19 protein-coding genes, 1 rRNA gene and 1 pseudogene are annotated in these 21,720 nt (G+C 29.8%); 15 read left to right on the top strand and 6 right to left on the bottom strand.

The window, feature by feature from the left end:
* The 3 genes and pseudogenes from T369_RS09235 to T369_RS09230 all read left to right on the top strand — a co-directional run.
* Positions 1-113: pseudogene (locus tag T369_RS09235) on the top strand (IS200/IS605 family transposase); the annotation flags it as partial.
* A 256-nt stretch (positions 114-369) separates the two neighbouring features.
* Positions 370-924, top strand: coding sequence for a helix-turn-helix domain-containing protein (locus tag T369_RS09540; RefSeq protein ID WP_031554474.1), 555 nt, complete (start codon positions 370-372; stop codon positions 922-924).
* Positions 816-1,793 carry an IS3 family transposase gene (locus tag T369_RS09230; protein WP_324603275.1) on the top strand — a complete coding sequence of 326 codons (978 nt, stop codon included), beginning with the start codon at positions 816-818 and terminating at the stop codon, positions 1,791-1,793. The genes T369_RS09540 and T369_RS09230 overlap by 109 nt, the downstream gene beginning before the upstream one ends.
* Positions 1,794-1,877: 84 nt before the next feature.
* On the opposite strand, the gene T369_RS0108765 is transcribed toward T369_RS09230, so the two are convergent.
* The 3 genes from T369_RS0108765 to T369_RS0108755 all read right to left on the bottom strand — a co-directional run bounded on the left by T369_RS0108765 (position 1,878) and on the right by T369_RS0108755 (position 3,195).
* Entirely contained in the window at positions 1,878-2,219 is a 342-nt protein-coding gene (locus T369_RS0108765) for a nucleotide pyrophosphohydrolase (RefSeq protein WP_031554472.1), read from the bottom strand.
* Positions 2,220-2,346: 127 nt separating this feature from the next.
* Positions 2,347-2,691 (bottom strand): 50S ribosomal protein L19, encoded by a 345-nt coding sequence (gene rplS / locus T369_RS0108760; protein ID WP_006364139.1) that lies wholly within the window; start codon positions 2,689-2,691, stop codon positions 2,347-2,349.
* Between the two features lie 144 nt (positions 2,692-2,835).
* Positions 2,836-3,195, bottom strand: a complete 360-nt coding sequence (locus tag T369_RS0108755; protein ID WP_031554471.1) for a Spx/MgsR family RNA polymerase-binding regulatory protein — start codon at positions 3,193-3,195, stop codon at positions 2,836-2,838.
* 204 nt (positions 3,196-3,399) lie between these two features.
* Between T369_RS0108755 and T369_RS0108750 the strand changes: the two genes are divergently transcribed.
* Together T369_RS0108750 and T369_RS0108745 are read left to right on the top strand one after the other, a co-directional pair.
* Positions 3,400-4,101: an ABC transporter ATP-binding protein gene (locus T369_RS0108750; protein ID WP_031554469.1), complete on the top strand. Its 702-nt coding sequence runs from the start codon at positions 3,400-3,402 to the stop codon at positions 4,099-4,101.
* A 6-nt stretch (positions 4,102-4,107) separates the two neighbouring features.
* Positions 4,108-6,720: an ABC transporter permease gene (locus T369_RS0108745; RefSeq protein WP_031554466.1), complete on the top strand. Its 2,613-nt coding sequence runs from the start codon at positions 4,108-4,110 to the stop codon at positions 6,718-6,720.
* A 375-nt stretch (positions 6,721-7,095) separates the two neighbouring features.
* Here T369_RS0108745 and T369_RS0108735 read toward each other — a convergent pair whose 3' ends face one another.
* On the bottom strand, positions 7,096-8,322 hold the full coding sequence (locus tag T369_RS0108735) for a TVP38/TMEM64 family protein (RefSeq protein ID WP_031554463.1): 1,227 nt from the start codon (positions 8,320-8,322) through the stop codon (positions 7,096-7,098).
* Positions 8,323-8,408: 86 nt separating this feature from the next.
* Positions 8,409-9,092 (bottom strand): YdjY domain-containing protein, encoded by a 684-nt coding sequence (locus T369_RS0108730; RefSeq protein ID WP_031554459.1) that lies wholly within the window; start codon positions 9,090-9,092, stop codon positions 8,409-8,411.
* Between the two features lie 438 nt (positions 9,093-9,530).
* Here T369_RS0108730 and T369_RS0108725 point away from each other — a divergent pair, with 438 nt between their 5' ends.
* The 7 genes from T369_RS0108725 (at position 9,531) to T369_RS0108695 (ending at position 16,768) form a co-directional block, all read left to right on the top strand.
* Positions 9,531-11,447 carry an ABC-F family ATP-binding cassette domain-containing protein gene (locus T369_RS0108725; protein WP_031554447.1) on the top strand — a complete coding sequence of 639 codons (1,917 nt, stop codon included), beginning with the start codon at positions 9,531-9,533 and terminating at the stop codon, positions 11,445-11,447.
* Positions 11,408-11,836, top strand: coding sequence for a hypothetical protein (locus T369_RS0108720; RefSeq protein WP_233417900.1), 429 nt, complete (start codon positions 11,408-11,410; stop codon positions 11,834-11,836). The genes T369_RS0108725 and T369_RS0108720 overlap by 40 nt, the downstream gene beginning before the upstream one ends.
* 21 nt (positions 11,837-11,857) lie before the next feature.
* Complete coding sequence (gene argS, locus T369_RS0108715) at positions 11,858-13,492, top strand: arginine--tRNA ligase (RefSeq protein WP_035496591.1); 1,635 nt, start codon at positions 11,858-11,860, stop codon at positions 13,490-13,492.
* A 26-nt stretch (positions 13,493-13,518) separates the two neighbouring features.
* Positions 13,519-13,992 carry a DNA-directed RNA polymerase subunit delta gene (gene rpoE, locus T369_RS0108710; RefSeq protein ID WP_031554441.1) on the top strand — a complete coding sequence of 158 codons (474 nt, stop codon included), beginning with the start codon at positions 13,519-13,521 and terminating at the stop codon, positions 13,990-13,992.
* A 291-nt stretch (positions 13,993-14,283) separates the two neighbouring features.
* Positions 14,284-14,484, top strand: a complete 201-nt coding sequence (locus T369_RS0108705) for a cold-shock protein (protein WP_006364153.1) — start codon at positions 14,284-14,286, stop codon at positions 14,482-14,484.
* Positions 14,485-14,763: 279 nt separating this feature from the next.
* Positions 14,764-16,182, top strand: coding sequence for a peptide MFS transporter (locus T369_RS0108700; RefSeq protein WP_031554440.1), 1,419 nt, complete (start codon positions 14,764-14,766; stop codon positions 16,180-16,182).
* Positions 16,183-16,384: 202 nt separating this feature from the next.
* Positions 16,385-16,768 (top strand): RidA family protein, encoded by a 384-nt coding sequence (locus T369_RS0108695; RefSeq protein WP_006364155.1) that lies wholly within the window; start codon positions 16,385-16,387, stop codon positions 16,766-16,768.
* Positions 16,769-16,798: 30 nt separating this feature from the next.
* Here the strand turns inward: T369_RS0108695 and T369_RS0108690 are convergent, their stop codons facing one another.
* Positions 16,799-17,668 (bottom strand): hypothetical protein, encoded by an 870-nt coding sequence (locus tag T369_RS0108690; protein WP_031554437.1) that lies wholly within the window; start codon positions 17,666-17,668, stop codon positions 16,799-16,801.
* A 462-nt stretch (positions 17,669-18,130) separates the two neighbouring features.
* Between T369_RS0108690 and hisS the strand changes: the two genes are divergently transcribed.
* The 3 genes from hisS to T369_RS0108675 all read left to right on the top strand — a co-directional run.
* A complete protein-coding gene (gene hisS / locus T369_RS0108685) occupies positions 18,131-19,411 on the top strand; it encodes a histidine--tRNA ligase (protein WP_006364157.1) in 1,281 nt (426 codons plus the stop codon).
* Positions 19,411-21,183, top strand: a complete 1,773-nt coding sequence (gene aspS / locus T369_RS0108680; RefSeq protein WP_031554434.1) for an aspartate--tRNA ligase — start codon at positions 19,411-19,413, stop codon at positions 21,181-21,183. The genes hisS and aspS overlap by 1 nt, the downstream gene beginning before the upstream one ends.
* Before the next feature lie 434 nt (positions 21,184-21,617).
* A 16S ribosomal RNA gene (locus T369_RS0108675) occupies positions 21,618-21,720 on the top strand; the annotation flags it as partial.

The following is a 21,720-nucleotide window of genomic DNA, read 5'->3' as shown; positions in this document are numbered from 1 at the left end:
TGAATGAAAGTACGATAAGGAAATACATCAGAGAACAAGAATCGCATGATATCGCAATGGATAAGTTGACAACAAAAGAATATACAAATCCATTCGGGAATAAGAGAAAATAAATAGACCCGTTTAACGGGTAGCGGGCGTCAAAATACAATAGGGCTTGAACGGATGTGAAAGCCAGCGCCTTGAGGTGCGTGTTAGTAACAAAGGGTTATACCCACAGAGAAAACCACCCCTTTTTAGGGGTGGTCATTATTTTTAATATCATATATAAAAAAACACCCCTAAAAAAGGGATGTTAATAGTTTAATAGTTGTACCGACCCCAAAAAGTTAGACCAAAAAATCTAACTTTTTGGAGGTCGGTATTTTTATGTCAAAATATACATTTGAATTAAAAAAGAAAGTAGTATTAGAGTACCTAAATGGAAGTATTGGATACATACCATTAGCGAAAAAGTATGATATAAAATCTCATAGTAATATTGAAATTTGGGTTGCCAAATATAAGAAATATGGAGATGAAGCCTTACGTCGTTCAAGAAAAAATGAAGAATATTCTTTCGAAAAAAAGATATTTGTTGTAGAATTATACTTAACAAGTGAACTCTCATACCATGACATTGCTTTACAAGAAGGTATAAGTAATCCAGCACTTATTTGTAACTGGGTTCATCTTTTCAGAGTAGCTGGTCCTGATGCATTGAGAGAACGAAGGAAAGGTCGGAAAATTTCAATGGCTAAATCAACTAAAAAGTTAAGTAAGAAAACAACAAGTCAAACCACAAATGATAATATATCTAAAGAATATGTAAAAGAATTAGAAAATCAATTACTACAACTAAGGATAGAAAATGCATTTTTAAAAGAAGCGAGGAGATTGCGTTTAGCGGAAGAAGCAGAAATGAAAAGAAGGCGCGAATTATAAGCAGTCTCCGAGGAGAATTCATACTTAAAGACCTTCTTTTATATGCGAAGATGCCAAAAGCAACATATATGTACTGGCAGAAGAGATTTGATAGAGTTAATCCAGATAAAGAAATTGAAGAGAAAATATTGGAAGTAAGAAAGAATAATAAAGATTATGGTTATAGACGTATATACGGTGCGTTACGTAATTTAGGTTATATTATAAACAAGAAGAAAGTTCAAAGAATTATACAAAAATTAGGCTTACAGGTGACATCATTTACTAGAAAAAGTAGAAAATACAATTCATATAAAGGAAAAATTGGAAAAACAGCTAAGAATAGAATTAGAAGACGATTCAATACTAATATTCCTCATCAGAAAATCACTACAGATACAACTGAATTTAAATATTATGAAGTAAATGAAAAAGGTAAAATAGTAGTAAAGAAACTTTATTTAGATCCATTTATGGATATGTATAATGGTGAGATAATAAGTTATAGTATAAGTGAGCGCCCATCAGCTAATAATATAATGGATGCACTAGAACAAGCTATTAAAGTCACAGCTAAAGCGCCTTATAGGAGAACCTTCCATTCTGATCAGGGTTGGGCTTATCAAATGAAGGCATACTCGAAAAGATTAAAAGAGGAACGTATTTACCAAAGTATGTCTAGAAAAGCAAATTGTCTGGATAATTCGGTGATGGAGAATTTTTTCGGAATATTAAAACAAGAGATATATTATGGAACTACATATAATAGTTATAGAGAACTGAAATTAGCTATTGAAAAATATATAAAATATTATAATGAAGAGAGAATAAAGGAAAAACTAGGATGGTTAAGTCCTAAGCAATATAGAATAAAACATATGACTGTATAAATATAAAAAAGATAGCGTAGCAGTCATTACAACCACTACGCTATCCTAAGTCTAACTTTTTGGGGTCAGATCAAGTATTTAAATTTATTTTTCTTTTTTTAATTCTGTATATTTTTCTTTATTACCAAAACTTTCAGCTAAAGGATATTTTTTTTCATTTAGTTTTATTTTGTCAGAAATGATTTTTTCAACATCAAGATTTAGATTATCCGCAAGCATTAATCCGTAAATAAAAACATCGGCTAATTCTTCTTTAATATGCTCTAAATCATTTGCTACAGCTTCTTCTGATGTTTTCCATTGGAATATTTCAAGAAGCTCATTTGCTTCTAATGAAATAGATATAGCTAAGTCCTTTTCTTTATGGAATTGTCTCCAGTTTCGGTCATCTCTAAATTTATTAATTTTTTCAATAGTTGATTTCATTTTATCACCTCAAATATATTATAACATTAGATATAAATAATTACAGTATAAATCTAATTATAATATAGTCAAAATAAAAAAGAAGGCCCTAAAACATGATGTTATAGGGCTTCTTTGTTTATTTTTATTATCGTACTTCTCTAATACGAGCAGCTTTACCACGTAAGTTACGTAGGTAGTATAATTTAGCACGTCTAACTCTACCTTTACGTACAACTTCAATTTTTTCAACTTTTGGAGTGTGAACAGGGAATGTTCTTTCAACTCCAACACCGTTTGAAATTTTACGTACAGTATAAGTAGCAGAGATTCCTCCACCACGACGTTTGATAACTACTCCTTCGAATTGTTGGATACGCTCACGTCCACCTTCAACGATACGAACGTGTACTCTTACTGTATCCCCAGCTTTAAATTCAGGAATGTCTGTTCTTAATTGCGATTTAGTGATCGCTTCAATGATTTTGCTCATTTTTTCTTTCTCCTTTTTTTACAAAATGTTCTTTAATAATGCTTCTTGATTAACAGAGGAACATCGTAATTCAATGTGATTTCACATCTTTTCAATTATATCATTTTTAATGATAATTATCAATAGAAAATATAATTTTTTTTCTTATAGAAGCGCTTTTTCCCACTCTTCTTCTTTGAACCCTAATAACAGTATATCGTTCTCGAAATCGAACACTAATGGACGTTTAATTAGCATACCATTTTCGTGTAATAGTTTTACCGCATCTTTTACTGTTAAAGTATCAAATTTATCTTTAAGTTTCATTTCTTTATATAGATTACCACTTGTGTTGAATAATTTTTTTAATGGAATATTAAATGTGTTTAATATTTTTTCAAAATCTTCTTCTGATGGTGTATTTTCTTTAACATTATAGTAGTTTGCTTCAATATTTTTTTCAGTTAATAATTTTTTTGCTTTTTTACATGTTGTACATGTAGGGTATTCATATATGTTAAGCATAGTTACTCCTTCTTTCATAATCAGTTATTAATAAGGTAGTACCTCTACCTTTTCTACGTAAACTATTATAGACCTATTGAAATGCAAAGTAAATTAATCTGTTTGAAATGATTAATTTACTTTAAAATTTTTTTATAGATATAAATTAATATGTATTAATAATATGATATAATATATAATGAGAAGATATAAGGAGTGACTGGTGTGGAAAAGATAGTAGTAAAAAATCTAGTAAAAGAATATGGTACTGACAATAATAAAGTTACAGCGAATGACAAAATTAGCTTTGAGATAGATGAAGGAGAATTCGTCGTTATATTAGGGCCCAGTGGAGCAGGGAAAAGTACATTGCTTAATATTATTGGTGGTATGGATAGTGCTACTAGTGGTTCAATAAATGTCTTTGGAAAAGAAATAGTAGGGCTAAATGAAAAGGAATTAACAAAGTATCGTAGAGAAGATATTGGTTTTGTATTCCAATTTTATAATCTGATTCCAAACCTTACTGTATTAGAAAATGTTGAGTTAGCGGGACAAATAGTCAAGCAGTCTAAACCTGCTGAAGATATTTTGAAACAAGTAGGTTTAGAACATAGAATGAATAATTTTCCTAGCCAAATATCTGGGGGTGAGCAACAACGTGTAGCTATTGCTCGTGCTATTGCGAAAAATCCTCAATTATTGCTTTGTGATGAGCCTACAGGGGCATTAGATTACAAAACTGGTAAAAATATACTAAATATACTTAAAGAGTATTGTAAAAACGAGAAGAGAACAGTAATAATAATAACTCATAATAGTTCTATCGCACAGGCAGCGGATAAAGTTATTGAGATTTATGATGCTAAAGTGAAGAAGGTATTTGTAAATCAAAGTCCAAAAAATATAGATGAGATTGAGTGGTAATCTGTTATGAAAGCTATTAATAAAGATATTTTAAGAGAGATATTAAAAACTAAATCAAAATTCTTATCTATTGTAGTAATAATGTTTCTTGGAGTGTTTATTTTTGTTGGTTTAAAAGAGACATCACCAGCAATGGAAAATACATATAATAAGCATTTAGCTCAGCATAATATGTATGACATACGTGTTAGTCATAGTATAGGAGTAACCCAAGGGGACTTGGATATTATCAATAAAATGGATAATATTGATAAGTTGGAAACATATTATACTAAGAAGCTTCAAATAGAAAATAAGAATGATTATGTATCGTTGGAATCTATTCCTAAAGAATTAGCCACACCTAGTATAATTAGTGGTAGATTACCTGAAAATAGTGATGAAGTGGCTTTAGTAGATTCATTAGCTAGTAAATATAAAATTGGTGATGAAATCCAGTTTGTTAAAGAAGAGAATGCTAAAAATAAATTAACTACTTATAAATATAAAATTGTCGGTTTTGTTCAAGGTGCAGATCATGTCGAAGTATCTAGAAATAATGTAGCTAATGTGAGTTATTTTGGTTATATTTTAAAAGACAATTTTGTATATGATAGTGTTAGTGGAGTAAATATAAAGTTAAAAAATATGCCAAGTTTATATAGCTCGAAAGAGTATATTGATGAGGTTAATAAAGTTAGAGAAGATTTAATTTCTAGTTTGGCTAATCAACAAGAAAAAGATGCTAAAGACTATAAAGATGAAACTTTAACAGCAATAAGCTCAAATGAAAGTAAGATTGCGGAAGGTAAAAAGACATTAAATGGGTATTTAACTAGTGTTGAGGCATTAAAAAATGTTGATAATAGTGAATATACTAAGCAATTAGAAAAACTAAATAAACAAAAAGAAGAGTTGGATAGTAATGAAAAACAATTAAAAGTTGCTAGAAAAGCTGCAGAAAATGAAAATTATCCACGTATAAAAGTTGAGAACATCCGCGGCTTAGAGAATTATGCGCAGTTTATTGATTCTGCAGATAGTTTAAAATTTGTGGCTAATGTATTTTCTATTTTCTTATTTGTAGTTTCATTATTAGTATCGTTAACTACACTAACTCGAATGATTGATGAGAATAGAATTAATATAGGTACATTAAAATCTCTAGGTTATAGTAATTGGAGTATTAGTAAAAAGTATTATGTATATGGTGTCTTTTCAGCAATAATAGGAACAATATTAGGTATTATAGGGGCATATACTATAGTTGTACCAATAATTTATAATTCATATGCAAGATTCTACACACTGAATAAACCTATGGTTGTTTATAGTCCAGTTATATTATTATCAGCATTTGTTTTAGCAATTGGCTGTATTATGTTAGCAATATATATTCCTTTAAGAAAGAATCTTAAGGAAAAGAGTGCATATTTACTTAGACCAAAAGCTCCTAGCGGAGGTAGTCGTATTGTTTTAGAAAGAATACCATATATTTGGAAAAGACTATCGTTTTTACGTAAAGTAACATTTAGAAATATATTCCGCTATAAAGTGCGTATGATGATGACGATTTTTGGAGTATTAGGTTGTTTAACCCTTATGTTTATAGGATTTGGTATTCGTTATGGGGTTGTAGATATTTCGAAAGAACAGTTTGGAGAGTTGAATAAAGTAGATATAGTAGCTACTTATAATCCTTATATTGATAAAGAAGATATTGATAATATTTCCAAGGAAATACAAAGTAATGAAAAAGTAGAGCGTTATGCTCAAATTAATATGCAACTGGCAACAATTGAAAAAAATCATGATGTTTTAGATAGTATTCAGTTGTTAGCATTAGATAGAGATAACTATAAAGATTATATAACTTTAAAAAATGGTAATGATATAATAGATTTACCGAAAGATGGTATAGCAATCAATGAAAAATTAGCGTACTTACATAACTTAAGTGTCGGAGACAATTTTTCAATGATCGTAAATAATAAGGAATATACTTTTAAAGTAGGAGCTATTGTTAAGAACTATTTTGGACATATTGCATATATGGATCAAAATTATTATAAAGAAGTATTTGGAAAAGATTATCAAGATAATACATTTATGATAAAAACAAATGGAACACCATCCGATGTTGAAAATTTATCGAAAAAATTAAGTGATAATGCAAATATAGTGAATATTGTAGATAATTCTAAAATACAGGTTACACTAGATAATGCGATTCAAGGGATAGATATTATAGTAGCTGTAATGGTGGCATGTTCTCTAATGCTAGCTCTTGTAGTACTGTATAACTTAATAAATGTCAATGTATCAGAGAGGATTCGAGAGTTATCTACTATTAAGGTGCTTGGCTTTTACCCTAGTGAGGTAACAATATATGTCTTTAGAGAGATTTTCTATTTAAGTATAGTAGGAATAATTCTTGGTAATTATCTAGGTTATCAATTATATCTAAAAATAATCTTGGAACTTGCTGCAAGGAATATGATGTTTAGTAGTGAAGTACCGATAATAGTGTATGTACTAGCTTCTAGTATAACTATTTTAATAACTATTGTCGTAATGTTAATTATGCATCGTAGATTGAAGAAAGTAAATATGGTTGAAGCGTTAAAAGCAATAGAATAATTTTTGGGGGATAAAAATTTATGAATATTGAAATTACAAAAAATGCTAAAGATTATTTAGAAAAAAAGAATAAAAATACTATTGTAATAAAATTAGAAGAAATACAATGCTGAGGTGGTAGGCAAAATAGGTCTATTAGAATTATAGCCACGGATAAAATTAACTATATAGAAGAATACGAAAAGTATTCGGTGGGAGATTATACGATCTATATTGGTAAGAATCTTATAGCTGATAGTAATGTTATACTAGATAGTAAGAAGTTTCTATTTTCAACATATCTAGTGCAGAGTGGTATTAGTTATTAAAAATAAAAAAAGAATCAGGAAGTAATTAATTGCTAATTACCTCCTGATTTGTTTTCAGGGAACAAAATTATTTTGCTGCTTCTGTTACTTCAGATTTTTCTATTTTATCTGTGTGAGCAGCAGCTTTTTCTTCCTCAACTTTGTGTTTGTCATTGTAGATTCTTCGCATAATTCCTATTACGATAGATAATGCGAATAGACACATTAATCCGATAAATAGGTTACGAGCCCCACCTGAAAGTGTTCCACCTACATATGAGTAAACAATTGTTGCTGGTAATTGACCAACCCCTGTTGCTATGAAGAAACGCCAGAATCCCATATTAGTAAGACCTGCCCCATAACTTACAAAATCAAATGATACGAAAGGTAATAGACGACAAATTAAGATTGCACGGTCGCCGTAACGTTCAAAGAATACGTCAACACTCGCCATAGCACCTTTACTAGTTAATTTTTCAACAACATCACGTCCTAATCCACGAGCTATGTAGAAACACACAGCGGCACCCGCCATTGCAGATGACCATGAAAGAATTGCTCCGATAACCCAACCGAAAATAGCTGCGTTAGATAATGTAATTAAGAATGCTGGGATAGGTGCAGCGATAGATTGAAGAACCATAAGAATAGCTGATACTACTGCAGCCCATGCTCCCCAACCACGTAAGTATTCGATAACTGCATTTGTATCGAATTGTGATAATGTTGCGAATGCTGTATTAATTCCAGATTTAAAACTCGGAACAGCGAAGTATACTGCAAAGAAGATTGCGAAACAAACAAGTGTAATAATACGTACTTTTTTACGTTGTTGTTTCATACGTTTTTCTTCTTCTGGGTCTACATGACGTAAATCACTAAGTTTAACTTCTTCTTCTTTAACTTTTTTAAGTTCTTCTTTAGTATATACTTTTTGGTATTTAGAACGAGTTAAAATGATGTATAAGTTAATAAGGTTAATTAATACTAATGCAATAAGGAATGGTGTTTGTACTTGTTTTATTGATGTTAAACCTAATACTTCTTTAGTAATATAGTAAAGAATGTTCATTCTTCCAGCGATAAGCATCATAATAAGAATTAATCCTTCTATAATAAAGAACCCATATTTATTACCGATTTTTTTGAATACAAAACCAGTCATAATTCCATATACAGTCCATACGAATACTACTAAGCTTTCATCTGCTAACATTGCATATTGAACGAAGAATGATAGAAGAACAGCGAAGAAGTATCCAAGAGCTATACCTATAGTTGTAAAGTAAAATAATAGTCTTAAACGTTTCATTAAATCTCTCCATTAATTTATTTATATTTAAACAATTAGTCGGAGTATAAACAATATACAACTCCGACTATATTAATTCTAAAGAATTATTTTTCAATACTGTATATAACTGCTACGTAAGTACCGTCTTCAGGTAATACATCTGTGTTACCAGTAAATGATACTTCTTTACGTTTTTCAACAGCTCCATAAGTATAAGTTTCATTAGAGATAATTCCAACTGGGCAACTATCTAAACAAGAAAGACATCCTGTATTTTTATCGATAGCAGCTTTTAGGTTTCCACCAAAACGGAAACTAATTTTCTTACCGTTACTATCTTTAACTACTTCGTTAATATCATATTTTTTACCTGCTCCGTTCCAAGTAACTTCAGTTTTGATTTTAGTTCCTTCAACGTGAGTAGTTTCTCCGTTATTAGGAGTCATGTTGTTACCAGGTTGAGCTCCAATTTCGATTAGAGCGTTATAGAATTCTTCTGGTTTAGCATAAGCTGTGAAAATTGATTTAGCTCCGTTAGTACCACTTTGTTCTACAGAGTTGTGACGTGTAGCTTGATCAAAGTATTTACCGTTAACTTTTGTTAGTACTGTAACAGTACCAGCTTCTTTATCAACTTTCATTGGTTTATCTAAAGAAACTCCTTCAACGTAATCAGCTGGTTGATTAGAGTTTTGTGAAGATGAGTTAGAATTAGAATTACCACATCCTACAAGAGTAAATGCTAATCCAGCTGCCATAAGAACTGATAATATTTTTTTCGATTTCATTAAGAAATACCCCCTGAATAAAATTTTATACTTGTATTATAACATTTATAATCTATAGTAACAATATTCTTTACAGAAACATTGAAAAATCAATGATTTTATGATAAAAATACCTGGAGAAATAGAGGTAAATATTTTTTTATAAATTGTATAAGTAAGTACATTAAAAAGGATAGTGATAGTTTGCTATTAAAAATTAAGCCAAATAATTTAATAAAATCACTATATTTTAAAACATAAAAGTAAAAGAAGAAGCACCTATATTTAATTGATAAACGTTATCAGTTGATATAATTTAATATATTTTTATAATATAGATACGTAGAATATTAGCGTTATAAAATATTGTATGGTATAATGTTTTAGTTAAATAAATATTATAGTAGTTTTATATAATTAATATAGAAAAAAGAAAAATCTGGAGAAAGGAGAAAGTAAATGCTGATTCAATTAAATAATATTACGAAAAATTTTGTGGTTAACGAAATTTTTTCTAATGTTAAGATGGAAATAAATGATAAGGATCGTGTAGCTATTGTCGGAAGAAATGGCGCTGGGAAAAGTACATTGCTTAAAATAATATCTGGTGAGTTGAGTTTTGATAGTGGAGAACGAACTGTTTCAAAAAATACGACTATAGGTTATTTATCTCAGGAATTTATAGTTAGAGAAGACTTATCTATATATGAAGAGATGATAACATGTTTTGATGAGATTATAGGATTAGAAGCAAACTTAGAAAAACTATCATATGAATTAACTCCTGAAAATATAGAAAAAGATCCTGGACTTTTAGATAGGTTTGATAGATTACAAAATGAAGTTTTAACACATAAAGATTACCATTATAAAAGTAAAATCGAGAGTGTATTATATGGATTAGATTTTACAAAAGATGTTTTTGATAAAAAAATTAGTACTTTTTCTGGTGGAGAAAAAACTAGATTATCAATGGCGAAACTTCTATTAAGTGAACCAGATTTACTTATCCTTGACGAACCAACCAACCACCTTGATATGGAAAACGTAGCATGGTTAGAAAATTATCTTAGTTCATATAATGGGGCAATTGTTATTGTCAGTCACGATAGATATTTCCTAGATAAGGTAGTAAATGTTGTTTATAACTTAGAATTTGGAAAGCTTAAAAAATATGTAGGAAACTATTCTAAGTTCTTAAAACAATACGAAGAAGATTATGAGAAACAATTAAAGGAATTCACTAGTCAACAAAAAGATATTAAGAGATTGGAAGAATTCGTTCAAAAAAATATAGCTCGTGCCTCTACTAGTAAAATGGCAAAAAGTCGTCAAAAAGTACTAGATAAAATGGAACTTATTGATAATCCTAAAAAAGACGATAAGGCTGCAAATATTGAGTTTAATATTAAAGAACAAAGTGGTCGAGATGTCTTAATGATAGAAAACTTAAAAGTGGGTTATGATGGAAAACAAGTAGGTAATGCTTATAATTTTTCTGTTTATAAAGGTGATAGAATTGCAATAGTTGGAAGAAATGGTATAGGAAAGTCAACCCTTATTAAAACTATAGCTAAAAAACAAAATGCCATAAGTGGTAGTGTTCATTATGGTAGTAAAGTATCACTAGGTTACTATGATCAAAAACAAGCTGAGTTTGAATCATCAAAAACAATATTAAATGAGTTGTGGGATGAATATCCATTGATGAAAGAAGCTGAGGTAAGAACAGTACTTGGACGATTCTTATTTAGAGGAGATAGTGTCTTGAAAATTGTTCGAGATTTATCTGGTGGAGAGAAGGCTCGTTTGCAATTAGCTAAGCTAATGCTTGAAAAAAATAATTTGTTAGTTCTAGACGAACCAACCAACCACTTAGATATTACTAGTAAACAGGTACTAGAAGATGCCTTAGAAAACTATGAGGGAACAATAGTATTTGTCAGTCATGATAGGTATTTCATTAATAAGATAGCTAATAAAGTATTGGATATTACTGGAGATGATTATAGTATATATCTAGGGAATTATGACTATTATTTAGAAAAACGTGAACAAGAATTAATAGCTAAAAAACTAAAAGAAGAAAAAACTGATGAAGTTCAGGAAAAGGTTGCTAATGACTATGCTCTAGGAAAAGAAGAGAAAAAACGAATTCGTAAGTTAGAAAGAACACGCGAAGAACTTCTAGAGAAAATAGAATCATTAGAGGAGAAAGTTACCATAGTAAATAATGAATTAACTAAAGAAGAAGTATATACAGATGCTATTAAGGTGCAGGAATATAATGAAGAACTAAGAAGTTTAAATCAAGAAATAGAAGATTTAAATAATACTTGGTTAGAAATAGAAGAAGAGTTAGAGAGTTTACAATAGATAATATGGAAATAAAAATAACTACATATACAGACAATGAAAAAGTCTATGAAGACAAGCATTTCGGAGAGTTTTCAGAAGAAATAAGCTATGAAAAAATAGTATATAATGATAAAAATGAAAAAAAAATAAAAATTTTTATTGACAAAATCAAAGAAAGTGTTAGTATAGAGAAAGACAATTTAAAAACGCATATTGGATATAGCCGTAAAAGTAGTGATTATAACACTATTTATGGTAATGTGAAATTAGATACACAATTAGTTTCTATGGAAAAAAAATCAAGAAACAATCTAGTAATGTATGAAATTGTCTATAATATATTTTTTGATAGAAATGAAAAACAACAAAATAAATTAAAAATATTAATTAAAAAAAATTTGGAATAGAATTATTTGGAGGAACTTTTTGTGAAAAATAAAATAATAGAATTATTACAAAGTTCCTTGGCTAAGTTGGAGATAAGCGGAGTAGATATTTATGTAGAAACTCCAAAGAATAATGATAATGGAGATTTCTCTTCGAATATTGCTATGCAATTGACAAGAGTACTAAAGAAAAATCCAAGAGTTATTGCCGAGGAAATTATTAGTAATATACCTGAGGATGAATCAATAGAAAAAATCGAAATAGCAGGACCTGGATTTATTAACTTTTATGTTAAGAAATCAAGTTTAGGAAGTGTTATTAGTAAAATTTTAACTGATAATGAGAAGTATGGAGAAAATAATGTAGGTCAAGGGAAAAAAGTTCTTTTAGAATATGTTTCAGCTAACCCTACAGGAACACTTCATGTTGGACATGCTAGAAATGCAGCATATTCTGATTCGTTAGCTAGAATTATGAAAAAATCAGGATATGACTTATCTCGTGAATATTATATTAATGATGCAGGAAATCAAATTAATAACTTAGTTATTTCTGCTATTGTACGTTATAAACAAGCTTTAGGATTAGAAGCGGAACTTCCAGAAGATGCATACCATGGTGAAGATATTAAAGTTCTTGGTCAAAAATTAAAAGATGAATTTGGAGATTCTCTATTAGAAAGAGAAGATTTAGAGAGTTTTATTCGTGACTATGCTGTAGCATATGAAATGGAAAATATTAAAAAAGACTTAGGTGATTTTGGATTAGAGTATGATGTTTACTTTAGTGAAAAATCATTGTATGAAAATGGATTGGTAGATAAAGCTTTAAAATCGTTAAGAGAACAAGGTTATGTTTATGAGAAAGATGGGGCTTTATGGTTAGAAACTACTGCCCTAGGTACTGGTGATGACAAAGACCGTGTTTTAATAAAAGCAGACGGATCATTAACTTACCTTACAAGTGACATAGCTTATCACAAAAATAAATTAGATCGTGGATTTGATTTATTACTAGATGTTCTTGGAGCTGATCACCATGGATATATTGCTAGACTTAAAGCTAGCGTAGTTGCTATGGGATACAAAGCTGAACAACTAGAAGCGTTGATAATGCAAATGGTACAACTTCTAAATAATGGTGAAGTTGTAAAAATGAGTAAGAGAACAGGTAAGGCAATTACTTTACGTGATTTAATCGATGAAGTAGGTGCTGACGCTGCTCGTTACTTCTTAGTTATGAGAAGTGCAGATAGTCATTTAGATTTTGACTTTGCAGTTGCTAAAGAACAATCAAGTGATAACCCACTTTACTACGTTCAATATGCACACGCTAGAATTTGTTCAATTCTACGTCAAGCAAGTGAACAAGGTGATTTCAATATTGAAAATTGTAACTATGAGTTACTAACTGATGAATATTCAGTTGAATTATTGAAAAACTTAGCATATTTCCCTGAAATAGTTGCTCAAGCAGCAACAAATTATGAACCTCATAGAATATGTAATTATCTACAAAATCTAGCAAGTTCATTCCACAAGTTTTACAATAATAACAAAGTAATTACTGAAAATAAAGAGCAAACTGAAAGTTATTTAGCTTTAATTACAGCGGTAAAAATAACTTTAAGAAATGCATTAGAGTTAATTGGAGTATCAGCTCCAGAGAAAATGTAGATTAGGTAGAAAGGAATTAGGATTAGATGGTGAATTTGAAAGAATTAAGTACTGAAAAGATTAAGGAAATGTCATTAATAGATTTATGTTATGCTTATATGGTAGAAGAAGGAATAGAAAGATTAAATATTTACGACTTTCTTGACTACATTAAACCATTAAGAGATGCTAGTGATGAAGAATTTGATACTCAAGCTGCATATTTCTATACAGACTTAAACTTAGATGGAAGATTCGTTTGTGTTGAAGATGGAAGTTGGAAACTTAGAGATAGTTTATTAGTAGAAGATATTAAAAACTTCGTAGAACCAAGTGTTCATAAGTTTGCAATTGAAGAAGATGAAGAAGAATTAGTTGAAGAAGAAACTGGAGATATCCATGACGAAGTTGATGAATTAATCGAAGATGAAGACATGGAAGAAAATGAAGATGTATATGACTTCGATAATGAAGGAATTGTTTCTAAATTTAATATTAAAAGTGAAGATGAAGAATTCTAAGATAAAAAGCACCGACAGGTGTTTTTTATTTTTTATAAAGATTTAGTCGATAAAATCATACAGTTTATTAACTTATATATATTTTTTATGGAAATAGTAAGTCTTTTCATTTGCTTATTTTTGATAATTAAGATATACTAATAAAAGTCAATAAAAGATATAGTAATAATTGTAATACAGGTTTTAAGTTTTTTAAGTGTTAATATAATATCCCATTTATTTTATTTATTATCTTAGCAAGAATACGTCTGATTATTGATAATAAAATAAATAAGAAGGAGATTGTAGCTTATGAAACAAGGTACAGTAAAATGGTTTAACGAGGAAAAAGGATTTGGATTTATCGCAGTAGAAGGTGAAAAAGATGTATTCGTACACTTCTCAAGCATCCAAAAAGAAGGATTCAAAACTTTAAAAGAAGGAGATAAAGTTGAATTCTCAGTAGAAGAAGGTGCTCGTGGACCACAAGCAGCTAACGTAGTTGTTCTTTAATTTTCAGAAAATTAATTGTAAAAACCCTATTTTTAATAGGGTTTTTATTTTTTTCATTAATTTACATTTTATAATTCTATTTCTTAAATAATAAAATTATAATTTAGTGAGCTTTTGTAGGTTGGTAGAAAAACAATAAAGATTATGAAAAAATATGTAATAAACCCTTTATTTTGCTGGTATACATAAACTTTAAAATTTTGAAAAGTGTATTGAATCATGATTTTCAATGGTATATAATGAAAGCGTAGTATTATAAATAAAAAGGGGGAAAACTTTATGGAACATAAAGAACAAATGAAGCATCCTAAAGGTTTGCTTTTGGCTAATATTACTACAGGTTTACAAAGTTTTTATGCATATGGGATTGTAGGATTTTTAATTCTATTCTTTATAGCTAGTCCTGCGGAAAACGGTCTAGGTTTAGAACGTGGTTTTGCGACAGAGTTATATGGTTATTATTCAGCAATTGGATATATGATGTCGATTCTAGGAGGTTGGCTAGCTGATAAATATCTTGGATTACAAAAATCTATACTACTTGGTACGTTAATGAGTACGTTTGGTTATATTGCATTGTATTTCTCTACTACTCAGTTATGGACTGTTTTATTAAGTTTATCTATCTTACTTATTGCAGCTGGTATTGGTAAAGGGAATACTAGTGCATTAGTAGGGGCTTTATATGAACGTGACCAAGTAACTATGAAAGATGCCGCATATAGTATTTTTTACATGGCTATAAACATTGGTAGTTTATTTGGACCTATTATTTTTGGATTAATTACTGACCAATGGTTTGCTAATATTGATAATAGTGGTAATATTTTATCTTATGGTTATCGTATTGGATTTATAGCGGCTGCTGTGTTATCATTTGTTCAATTTTTGATTTTCTTAGTGTTAGCACCATCATGGTTAAAAGATAAAGGTAAATATCCTACTGCTAGTAATAAAGTTAAATCAGTAGTGAACCATCCTATAACTAAAGTAGATAAAGATAGAATGAAAGCAATGGCAGTAATGTTTGTATTCTGTACTTTATTCTGGTCTGCATGGAACCAAACTCAAACTTCATTTGCGATATTAACTCAAAAAGCTGTAGATAGAAGTATCTTTGGTTGGAATGTACCAACACCTTGGTTAATTTCATTTAACGGTCTATTGTGCGTAATAATGGCTCCGATGTTTGGATCTTTATGGGTGAAATTAAGTAAAACAGAAAAAGGTGACTTGCAAACAGGTACTAAGATGGGAGTAGGTATGTTATTCTCTGGTATTGCTTTTGCAGTGATGGTAATAGGTGTTAAAACAATTAATGGTACTATTGATAGTGGCTTAAAAATGAGTATTTCATATATTCTTATAGCTTACTTCTTATTAACAGTAGGGGAGTTATTCCTATCACCAATTGGATTATCAATGTTTAACAAATTGGCACCAGCAAAATACGCATCATTAGCAGTAGGTTTCTGGTATTTAACTACATCATTAGCTAATATTATTTCAGGGTACTTAGCTAAATTGACTGTAAAATTAACATTTACTCAAGTATTTACATCTATCGCAATTGCGGTTACTGTCTTTGGGGTAATATTGATTTTATTAAGAGATTACCTAACAAATCTAATGCATCTTGATAAATTGAAAGAAGAAGCTGAACAAATGGCAAAAGAAGCTGAAGTAGCACAAGAGTAATATAAAATGAGAGGTCATAATTTTTATGACCTCTTTTTATTAGCTTTGCCATAACGAGGACTCTTTGAAACGGTTTACTTTATTTTTAAATTAGGTTTTATGAGGTGGAAAAATTTTGCTATTTTCTTAAAAAAATGCTGACTAAAGTAAACTATTATGATAGAATATAGTTAAAAGAATATAAATAAAGGAGAACTTTATAATGGAAATTAAAAAAGTTAATACGGAAAAAGCACCGAAAGCTGTTGGACCATATGTTCAAGCAAATAAAGTAGGGGATTTAATCTTTTGTTCTGGTCAATTAGGAATTAATCCTGAAACAGGGAAAATTGTAGAAGGTGGAGTTTTAGAAGAAGCTAAACAAGTATTTAAAAATATTGAAGCAGTTTTAGAAGAAGCAGGAAGTTCTATGAATCATGTAGTAAAAACTTTAGTATTACTAAAAGATATTTCTGATTTTGCAGAAGTTAATAAAATATATGCTGAACAATTCCAAGATGTATTACCAGCTAGATCTGCATTCCAAGCAGCAGCTTTACCTTTAGGGGCTAATATTGAAATCGAAGTAATCGCAGTAGAAAAATAATAAAATAAAAAATCAAGGTTAATCTAATGATTAACCTTGATTTTTTGCGTTATATCTTGCGATAGCTGCGTTTATTTCTTCATTTGAAAAGTTTGAAATATCACCTTTTAATTCATTTTCTACAATATTTCTGCTTACGCTACCTTCTTGAGTATAACGTAGTGTATTGTATGTTTCTGGTGTTTGTTGTCCATAAATTTGTGGATGGACTTGTGTATTAGGTGTTGAAGATTTTTTAGACTGTGATGATTTTTGAGTTTTAGTTTCTTTAGTTTTTTCTTTATCTTTAGATTTTTCTTTTTCTTCTTTTTCAGATTCAGAATCATTTGCTTTTTGTTCAACGTTATCTTTATCGTCTACTTTTTCAGAATCAGAAGATTTTTCGTCATTATCTTTATTTCCTAATAATTTCTTTTTAATACTGTCGTAGTTAAAATGGTACTTTTCAACGATATTTTTTAGTAAAGTATCGTAGTCTTCAGCGTAAATATCTAATTCATTTATCTCTTCTACAGCTTTTTTATAGTTACTAATTTCAGTATTAAACCAGTTGGTTGCTTTACCGAAAGTTTTAGAAGTATCTAATTGTTTAGCTTTATCTAAGTGATTTTCTGCAGATTCAATATCTGCACTTTTTAAAGATTCATCAATACTTTTTAGTTCAGTAGCTGTTTCTATTTCATTTTCTACATTAGATAGAACACTTTTTGCTTTTTCAGTTGTTAAAGATTCTAAACCTTTTAAACCAGCACCGAAATCATGATCGTCATTAATTAATGATACATATTTTGAGTGTTCGTTTTTTATTTTTTCGCTACCTGAATGCATGTAAAAATAGGTTCCACCAACTATCAATACTATCATTATTATTGGTAGTAGTAGTGAAAAGAATTTTTTCATTAAGGGTTCTCCTTTCATAAAGACATCACCCAACTATTTTATACTGATTATTATAAAAAATCAAGGTTAAAGATTGAATGTAAATAAATAAAGTAGAAATTTGGTTCCGTTTTCTTGTCAATGTTTATGCATTTCTATTCTTGACAAGATAGTTAGTTTAGTGTAATATAGTTAAATAATAGTGACAGAATGTAATAGTAAAAAGAATTTTGCTTTATGTTTTAATAAGAGAGAGTCTTATCCATGGGCTGGAAGATAGGGTATTAATGATTAAAGTAAGGAACACTTTTTATAAAATTAAATAATTGTAAATTAAGGTATCAGTATTCTGATATGAATTAGGGTGGCACCACGAAATTACTTATCGTCCCATGTAGCGTTTGCTATGTGGGGCGTTTTTAATTTTTTATTTGGAAATTTAGATTAGAAAGTAGTTAGTAAGATTTAGGAAGGAGATTATTTATGGTAATAACAATGCCGAGAGGTACACAAGATATTTTGCCTGAAGAAAGTAAAAAATGGCAATACATTGAAGAAAAGTTAAGAAAAATTAGTGATTCATTTTGTTACGAAGAAATTAGAACTCCAATGTTTGAGTCAACAGAACTTTTCAGTAGAGGTGTAGGGGATACAACAGATATAGTTCAAAAAGAAATGTATACTTTTATGGATAAAGGGAATCGTTCGATAACTTTAAGACCAGAGGGGACAGCAGGAACAGTACGTTCTTATATTGAGAATAAATTATTCGCTAAAACTATTCAACCTCAAAAACTTTATTATGTGGGACCAATGTTTAGATACGAAAGAAAACAAAAAGGTCGTTATCGTCAATTCGTTCAATATGGAGTGGAGGTAATTGGTGAAGAAAGTCCAAAAATCGATGCAGAAGTAATTAGCTTAGCATATAATATTTATAAATCTTTTGGAATCGAAAATATTAAAGTTAGTATCAATTCTTTAGGAAATCCTGAAGAAAGACAAGCATATAATGAAGCGTTAGTTAAACATTTTGAACCAAGAATTAACGAGTTTTGTGAAGATTGTAATAATAGACTTTATAAAAACCCAATGAGAATTCTAGATTGTAAAGTTGATGCAGAGCATGAACTTATTAAAAATGCGCCTAAGTTATTAGAGTACCTTGGAGAAGAATCAAAACAATATTTTGCAGAAGTACTAAGACACTTAGATGCTTTAGGTGTTAAGTATGAAGTTGATCACAATTTAGTTCGTGGTTTAGACTATTATACGCATACTGCATTTGAAATTATGATTGATAATCCAGAAGTGGAACTTAAAACACTTTGTGGTGGCGGACGTTATAATGGATTAATAAAACTTTTAGATGGTCCAGAAGATAAAAAAGGAATCGGATTTGCGTTAAGTATTGAGCGTTTATTACTAGCTTTAGAAAGTGAAAATATAGAATTACCTATCGATGACACAATAGATGCATTCGTTGTAGCCATGGGTGAAAAAGCCGGAGATGCTGGTGTTAAACTTACTAATGATTTACGTTTAGCTGGTTATAAAGTTCAAAGTGATTATTTTGATAAAAAAATGAAAGCTCAAATGAAGTTAGCAGATAGATATAATGCTAAATTCTCTATAATAATTGGGGATAGTGAACTGGAAAATGGTCAGTATGTTGTTAAAGATATGAAAACTTACGACCAAGAGAATGTTGAATTTGACAATATAGTTAAGTATTTAGAAGAGAAACTGAAAGGAGAAAAATAATGAGTGCATACGGAAGAACAGAATATGCAGGTCATATAGATGAGAAATATATAGGAAAAAGAGTTACAGTAAAAGGTTGGGTAAGTAAAAGACGTGATTTAGGAAACCTAATTTTTATTGATGTTAGAGATAGAATGGGAATAGTTCAATGTGTATTCTCAGGTGAGAAAAATACCGAAACACATGAATTAGCTAGTACTATTAGAAATGAATTTGTTGTTTCTATAGAAGGAGAAGTAGTAGCAAGAAGTGAAAATACTGTAAATGATAAAATTCCTTCAGGTAAAGTAGAAATCATTGCTGATAAATTAGAAATATTATCAAAAGCTAAAACTTTACCATTCGTATTAGATGATGCTAGTTTATCAAGTGAGGAATTACGTCTAAAATATCGTTATTTAGATTTAAGAAGAACAGAATTAGCTGAAGTGCTTCAATTACGTTCAAAAATTACGAAAGCAACACGTGATTATTTAGATAACAATATGTTTGTTGATGTTGAAACTCCAATTTTAACAAAATCAACACCTGAAGGAGCACGTGACTACTTAGTACCAAGTAGAGTACACCCAGGAGAATTTTATGCATTACCTCAATCTCCACAATTATTTAAACAATTATTAATGGTTGCTGGTTTTGATAGATATTACCAAGTTGCTCGTTGTTTCCGTGATGAAGACTTACGTGCTGACAGACAACCAGACTTTACTCAAATTGATATGGAAATGAGCTTTATGTCTCAGGAAGAAATCCTTACTATGATCGAAGGATTAATTGCTCATGTAATGAAAGAAGTAAAAGGTACTGATGTTGTCTTACCATTCCCAAGATTAGATTATGAAGAGGCGATGGAAAGATTTGGTAGTGATAAACCAGATACTCGTTTCGATATGGAATTAAAAGATGTTAGTGATTTAGTTAAAAACTTAGACTTTAAAGTTTTCTCTAATGCAGTAGAACAAGGTGGAGCAGTTAAATGTATCGTTGCTAAAGGCTGTGCGGATAAATATTCTCGTAAGGATATCGATGCTTTAGGTAAATATGTAGCTAACTATGGAGCTAAAGGTTTAGCGTGGGTTAAAGTTACAGAAGAAGGATTAAACGGAGCTATTGCTAAATTCTTTACAGATGAAGTAGCACAAGAGTTAGTTACTCGTGTAGATGCTGAAGTAGGAGATATTATTCTATTTGCAGCAGATACTAAAAAAGTATGTTATGCTTCATTAGGAGCACTACGTCAAAAATTAGCTGCTGATTTAGACTTAATTGATAAAGATAAGTACAACTATCTATGGGTAGTAAACTGGCCATTATTAGAATATGATGAAGAAAAAGGAAGATATAGTGCAGCGCACCACCCATTCACTATGCCAAAAGAAGAAGATGTAGAATTATTAGAAACTGCACCTGAAAAAGCATATGCTCAAGCGTATGATATAGTATTAAATGGTTATGAATTAGGTGGAGGAAGTATCCGTATTTACGATAAGGAAATCCAATCTTCTATGTTTAAAGCTTTAGGATTCACAGAAGAACAAGCACAAGAACAATTTGGTTTCTTATTAGATGCATTTGAATATGGAGTTCCACCACACGGAGGATGTGCATTAGGATTAGATAGATTCGTAATGTTATTAGCTGGACGTGATAATTTACGTGACACTATTGCATTCCCTAAAACTGCAAATGCAGCTGACCCGATGACACAAGCGCCATCTCCAGTGGACTTAGAACAATTATTAGAACTTAATATTTCATTATTAAGAAAATAACATTTATTATAGAAGAAAGCAGAAAATTTATGATTTTCTGCTTTTTTTTATTTTTAATTTATAAATTATAAGAATATTCGATAAAAGTAGACGAACAATCATGGAAAATATGGTGTTATAATGTTAAGAAAAAAACTAAAAAAAGTTACTAAAAATTCTTGACAAAGAATAAATGAGATGATAGAATAGAAAAAGTCTTCAGGAAAGAAGACTAAAATAACATTTTTTAAAAACCGAATGTTAAAAAATTTTTTAAAAAACTTTTAAAAAGTTCTTGACATCGAATAATAAAAATGTTAAACTATAAAAGTTGCTAATCGCAACAAACTTGAACATTGAAAACTAAACGAATTAAGTCAACGTTAATTCCAAAAAAGGACAGTTCTAAAAAGGAACTATAAAACTTTTTAATGAGCTAATCAAGCTAACAAATTTATTTGGAGAGTTTGATCCTGGCTCAGGACGAACGCTGGCGGCGTGCCTAATACATGCAAGTCGAGCGAAGTTTTTCTGGTGCTTGCACTAGAAAAACTTAGC

This window comes from Gemella sanguinis ATCC 700632 (assembly GCF_000701685.1).
GTDB lineage: Bacteria > Bacillota > Bacilli > Staphylococcales > Gemellaceae > Gemella > Gemella sanguinis.
Note: the sequence above shows the minus strand (reverse complement) of the source record. Positions and strands in the feature narration are given on the sequence as shown.

What these genes read in the sequence shown, in the direction of transcription:
- T369_RS09540 (WP_031554474.1), top strand. Translation starts at nt 370, where the DNA reads ATGTCAAAATATACATTTGAATTAAAAAAGAAAGTAGTATTAGAGTAC.
- T369_RS0108765 (WP_031554472.1), bottom strand. Translation starts at nt 2,219, where the DNA reads ATGAAATCAACTATTGAAAAAATTAATAAATTTAGAGATGACCGAAAC.
- rplS (WP_006364139.1), bottom strand. Translation starts at nt 2,691, where the DNA reads ATGAGCAAAATCATTGAAGCGATCACTAAATCGCAATTAAGAACAGAC.
- T369_RS0108755 (WP_031554471.1), bottom strand. Translation starts at nt 3,195, where the DNA reads ATGCTTAACATATATGAATACCCTACATGTACAACATGTAAAAAAGCA.
- T369_RS0108745 (WP_031554466.1), top strand. Translation starts at nt 4,108, where the DNA reads ATGAAAGCTATTAATAAAGATATTTTAAGAGAGATATTAAAAACTAAA.
- T369_RS0108735 (WP_031554463.1), bottom strand. Translation starts at nt 8,322, where the DNA reads ATGAAACGTTTAAGACTATTATTTTACTTTACAACTATAGGTATAGCT.
- T369_RS0108730 (WP_031554459.1), bottom strand. Translation starts at nt 9,092, where the DNA reads ATGAAATCGAAAAAAATATTATCAGTTCTTATGGCAGCTGGATTAGCA.
- T369_RS0108725 (WP_031554447.1), top strand. Translation starts at nt 9,531, where the DNA reads ATGCTGATTCAATTAAATAATATTACGAAAAATTTTGTGGTTAACGAA.
- rpoE (WP_031554441.1), top strand. Translation starts at nt 13,519, where the DNA reads ATGGTGAATTTGAAAGAATTAAGTACTGAAAAGATTAAGGAAATGTCA.
- T369_RS0108705 (WP_006364153.1), top strand. Translation starts at nt 14,284, where the DNA reads ATGAAACAAGGTACAGTAAAATGGTTTAACGAGGAAAAAGGATTTGGA.
- T369_RS0108700 (WP_031554440.1), top strand. Translation starts at nt 14,764, where the DNA reads ATGGAACATAAAGAACAAATGAAGCATCCTAAAGGTTTGCTTTTGGCT.
- T369_RS0108695 (WP_006364155.1), top strand. Translation starts at nt 16,385, where the DNA reads ATGGAAATTAAAAAAGTTAATACGGAAAAAGCACCGAAAGCTGTTGGA.
- T369_RS0108690 (WP_031554437.1), bottom strand. Translation starts at nt 17,668, where the DNA reads ATGAAAAAATTCTTTTCACTACTACTACCAATAATAATGATAGTATTG.
- hisS (WP_006364157.1), top strand. Translation starts at nt 18,131, where the DNA reads ATGGTAATAACAATGCCGAGAGGTACACAAGATATTTTGCCTGAAGAA.
- aspS (WP_031554434.1), top strand. Translation starts at nt 19,411, where the DNA reads ATGAGTGCATACGGAAGAACAGAATATGCAGGTCATATAGATGAGAAA.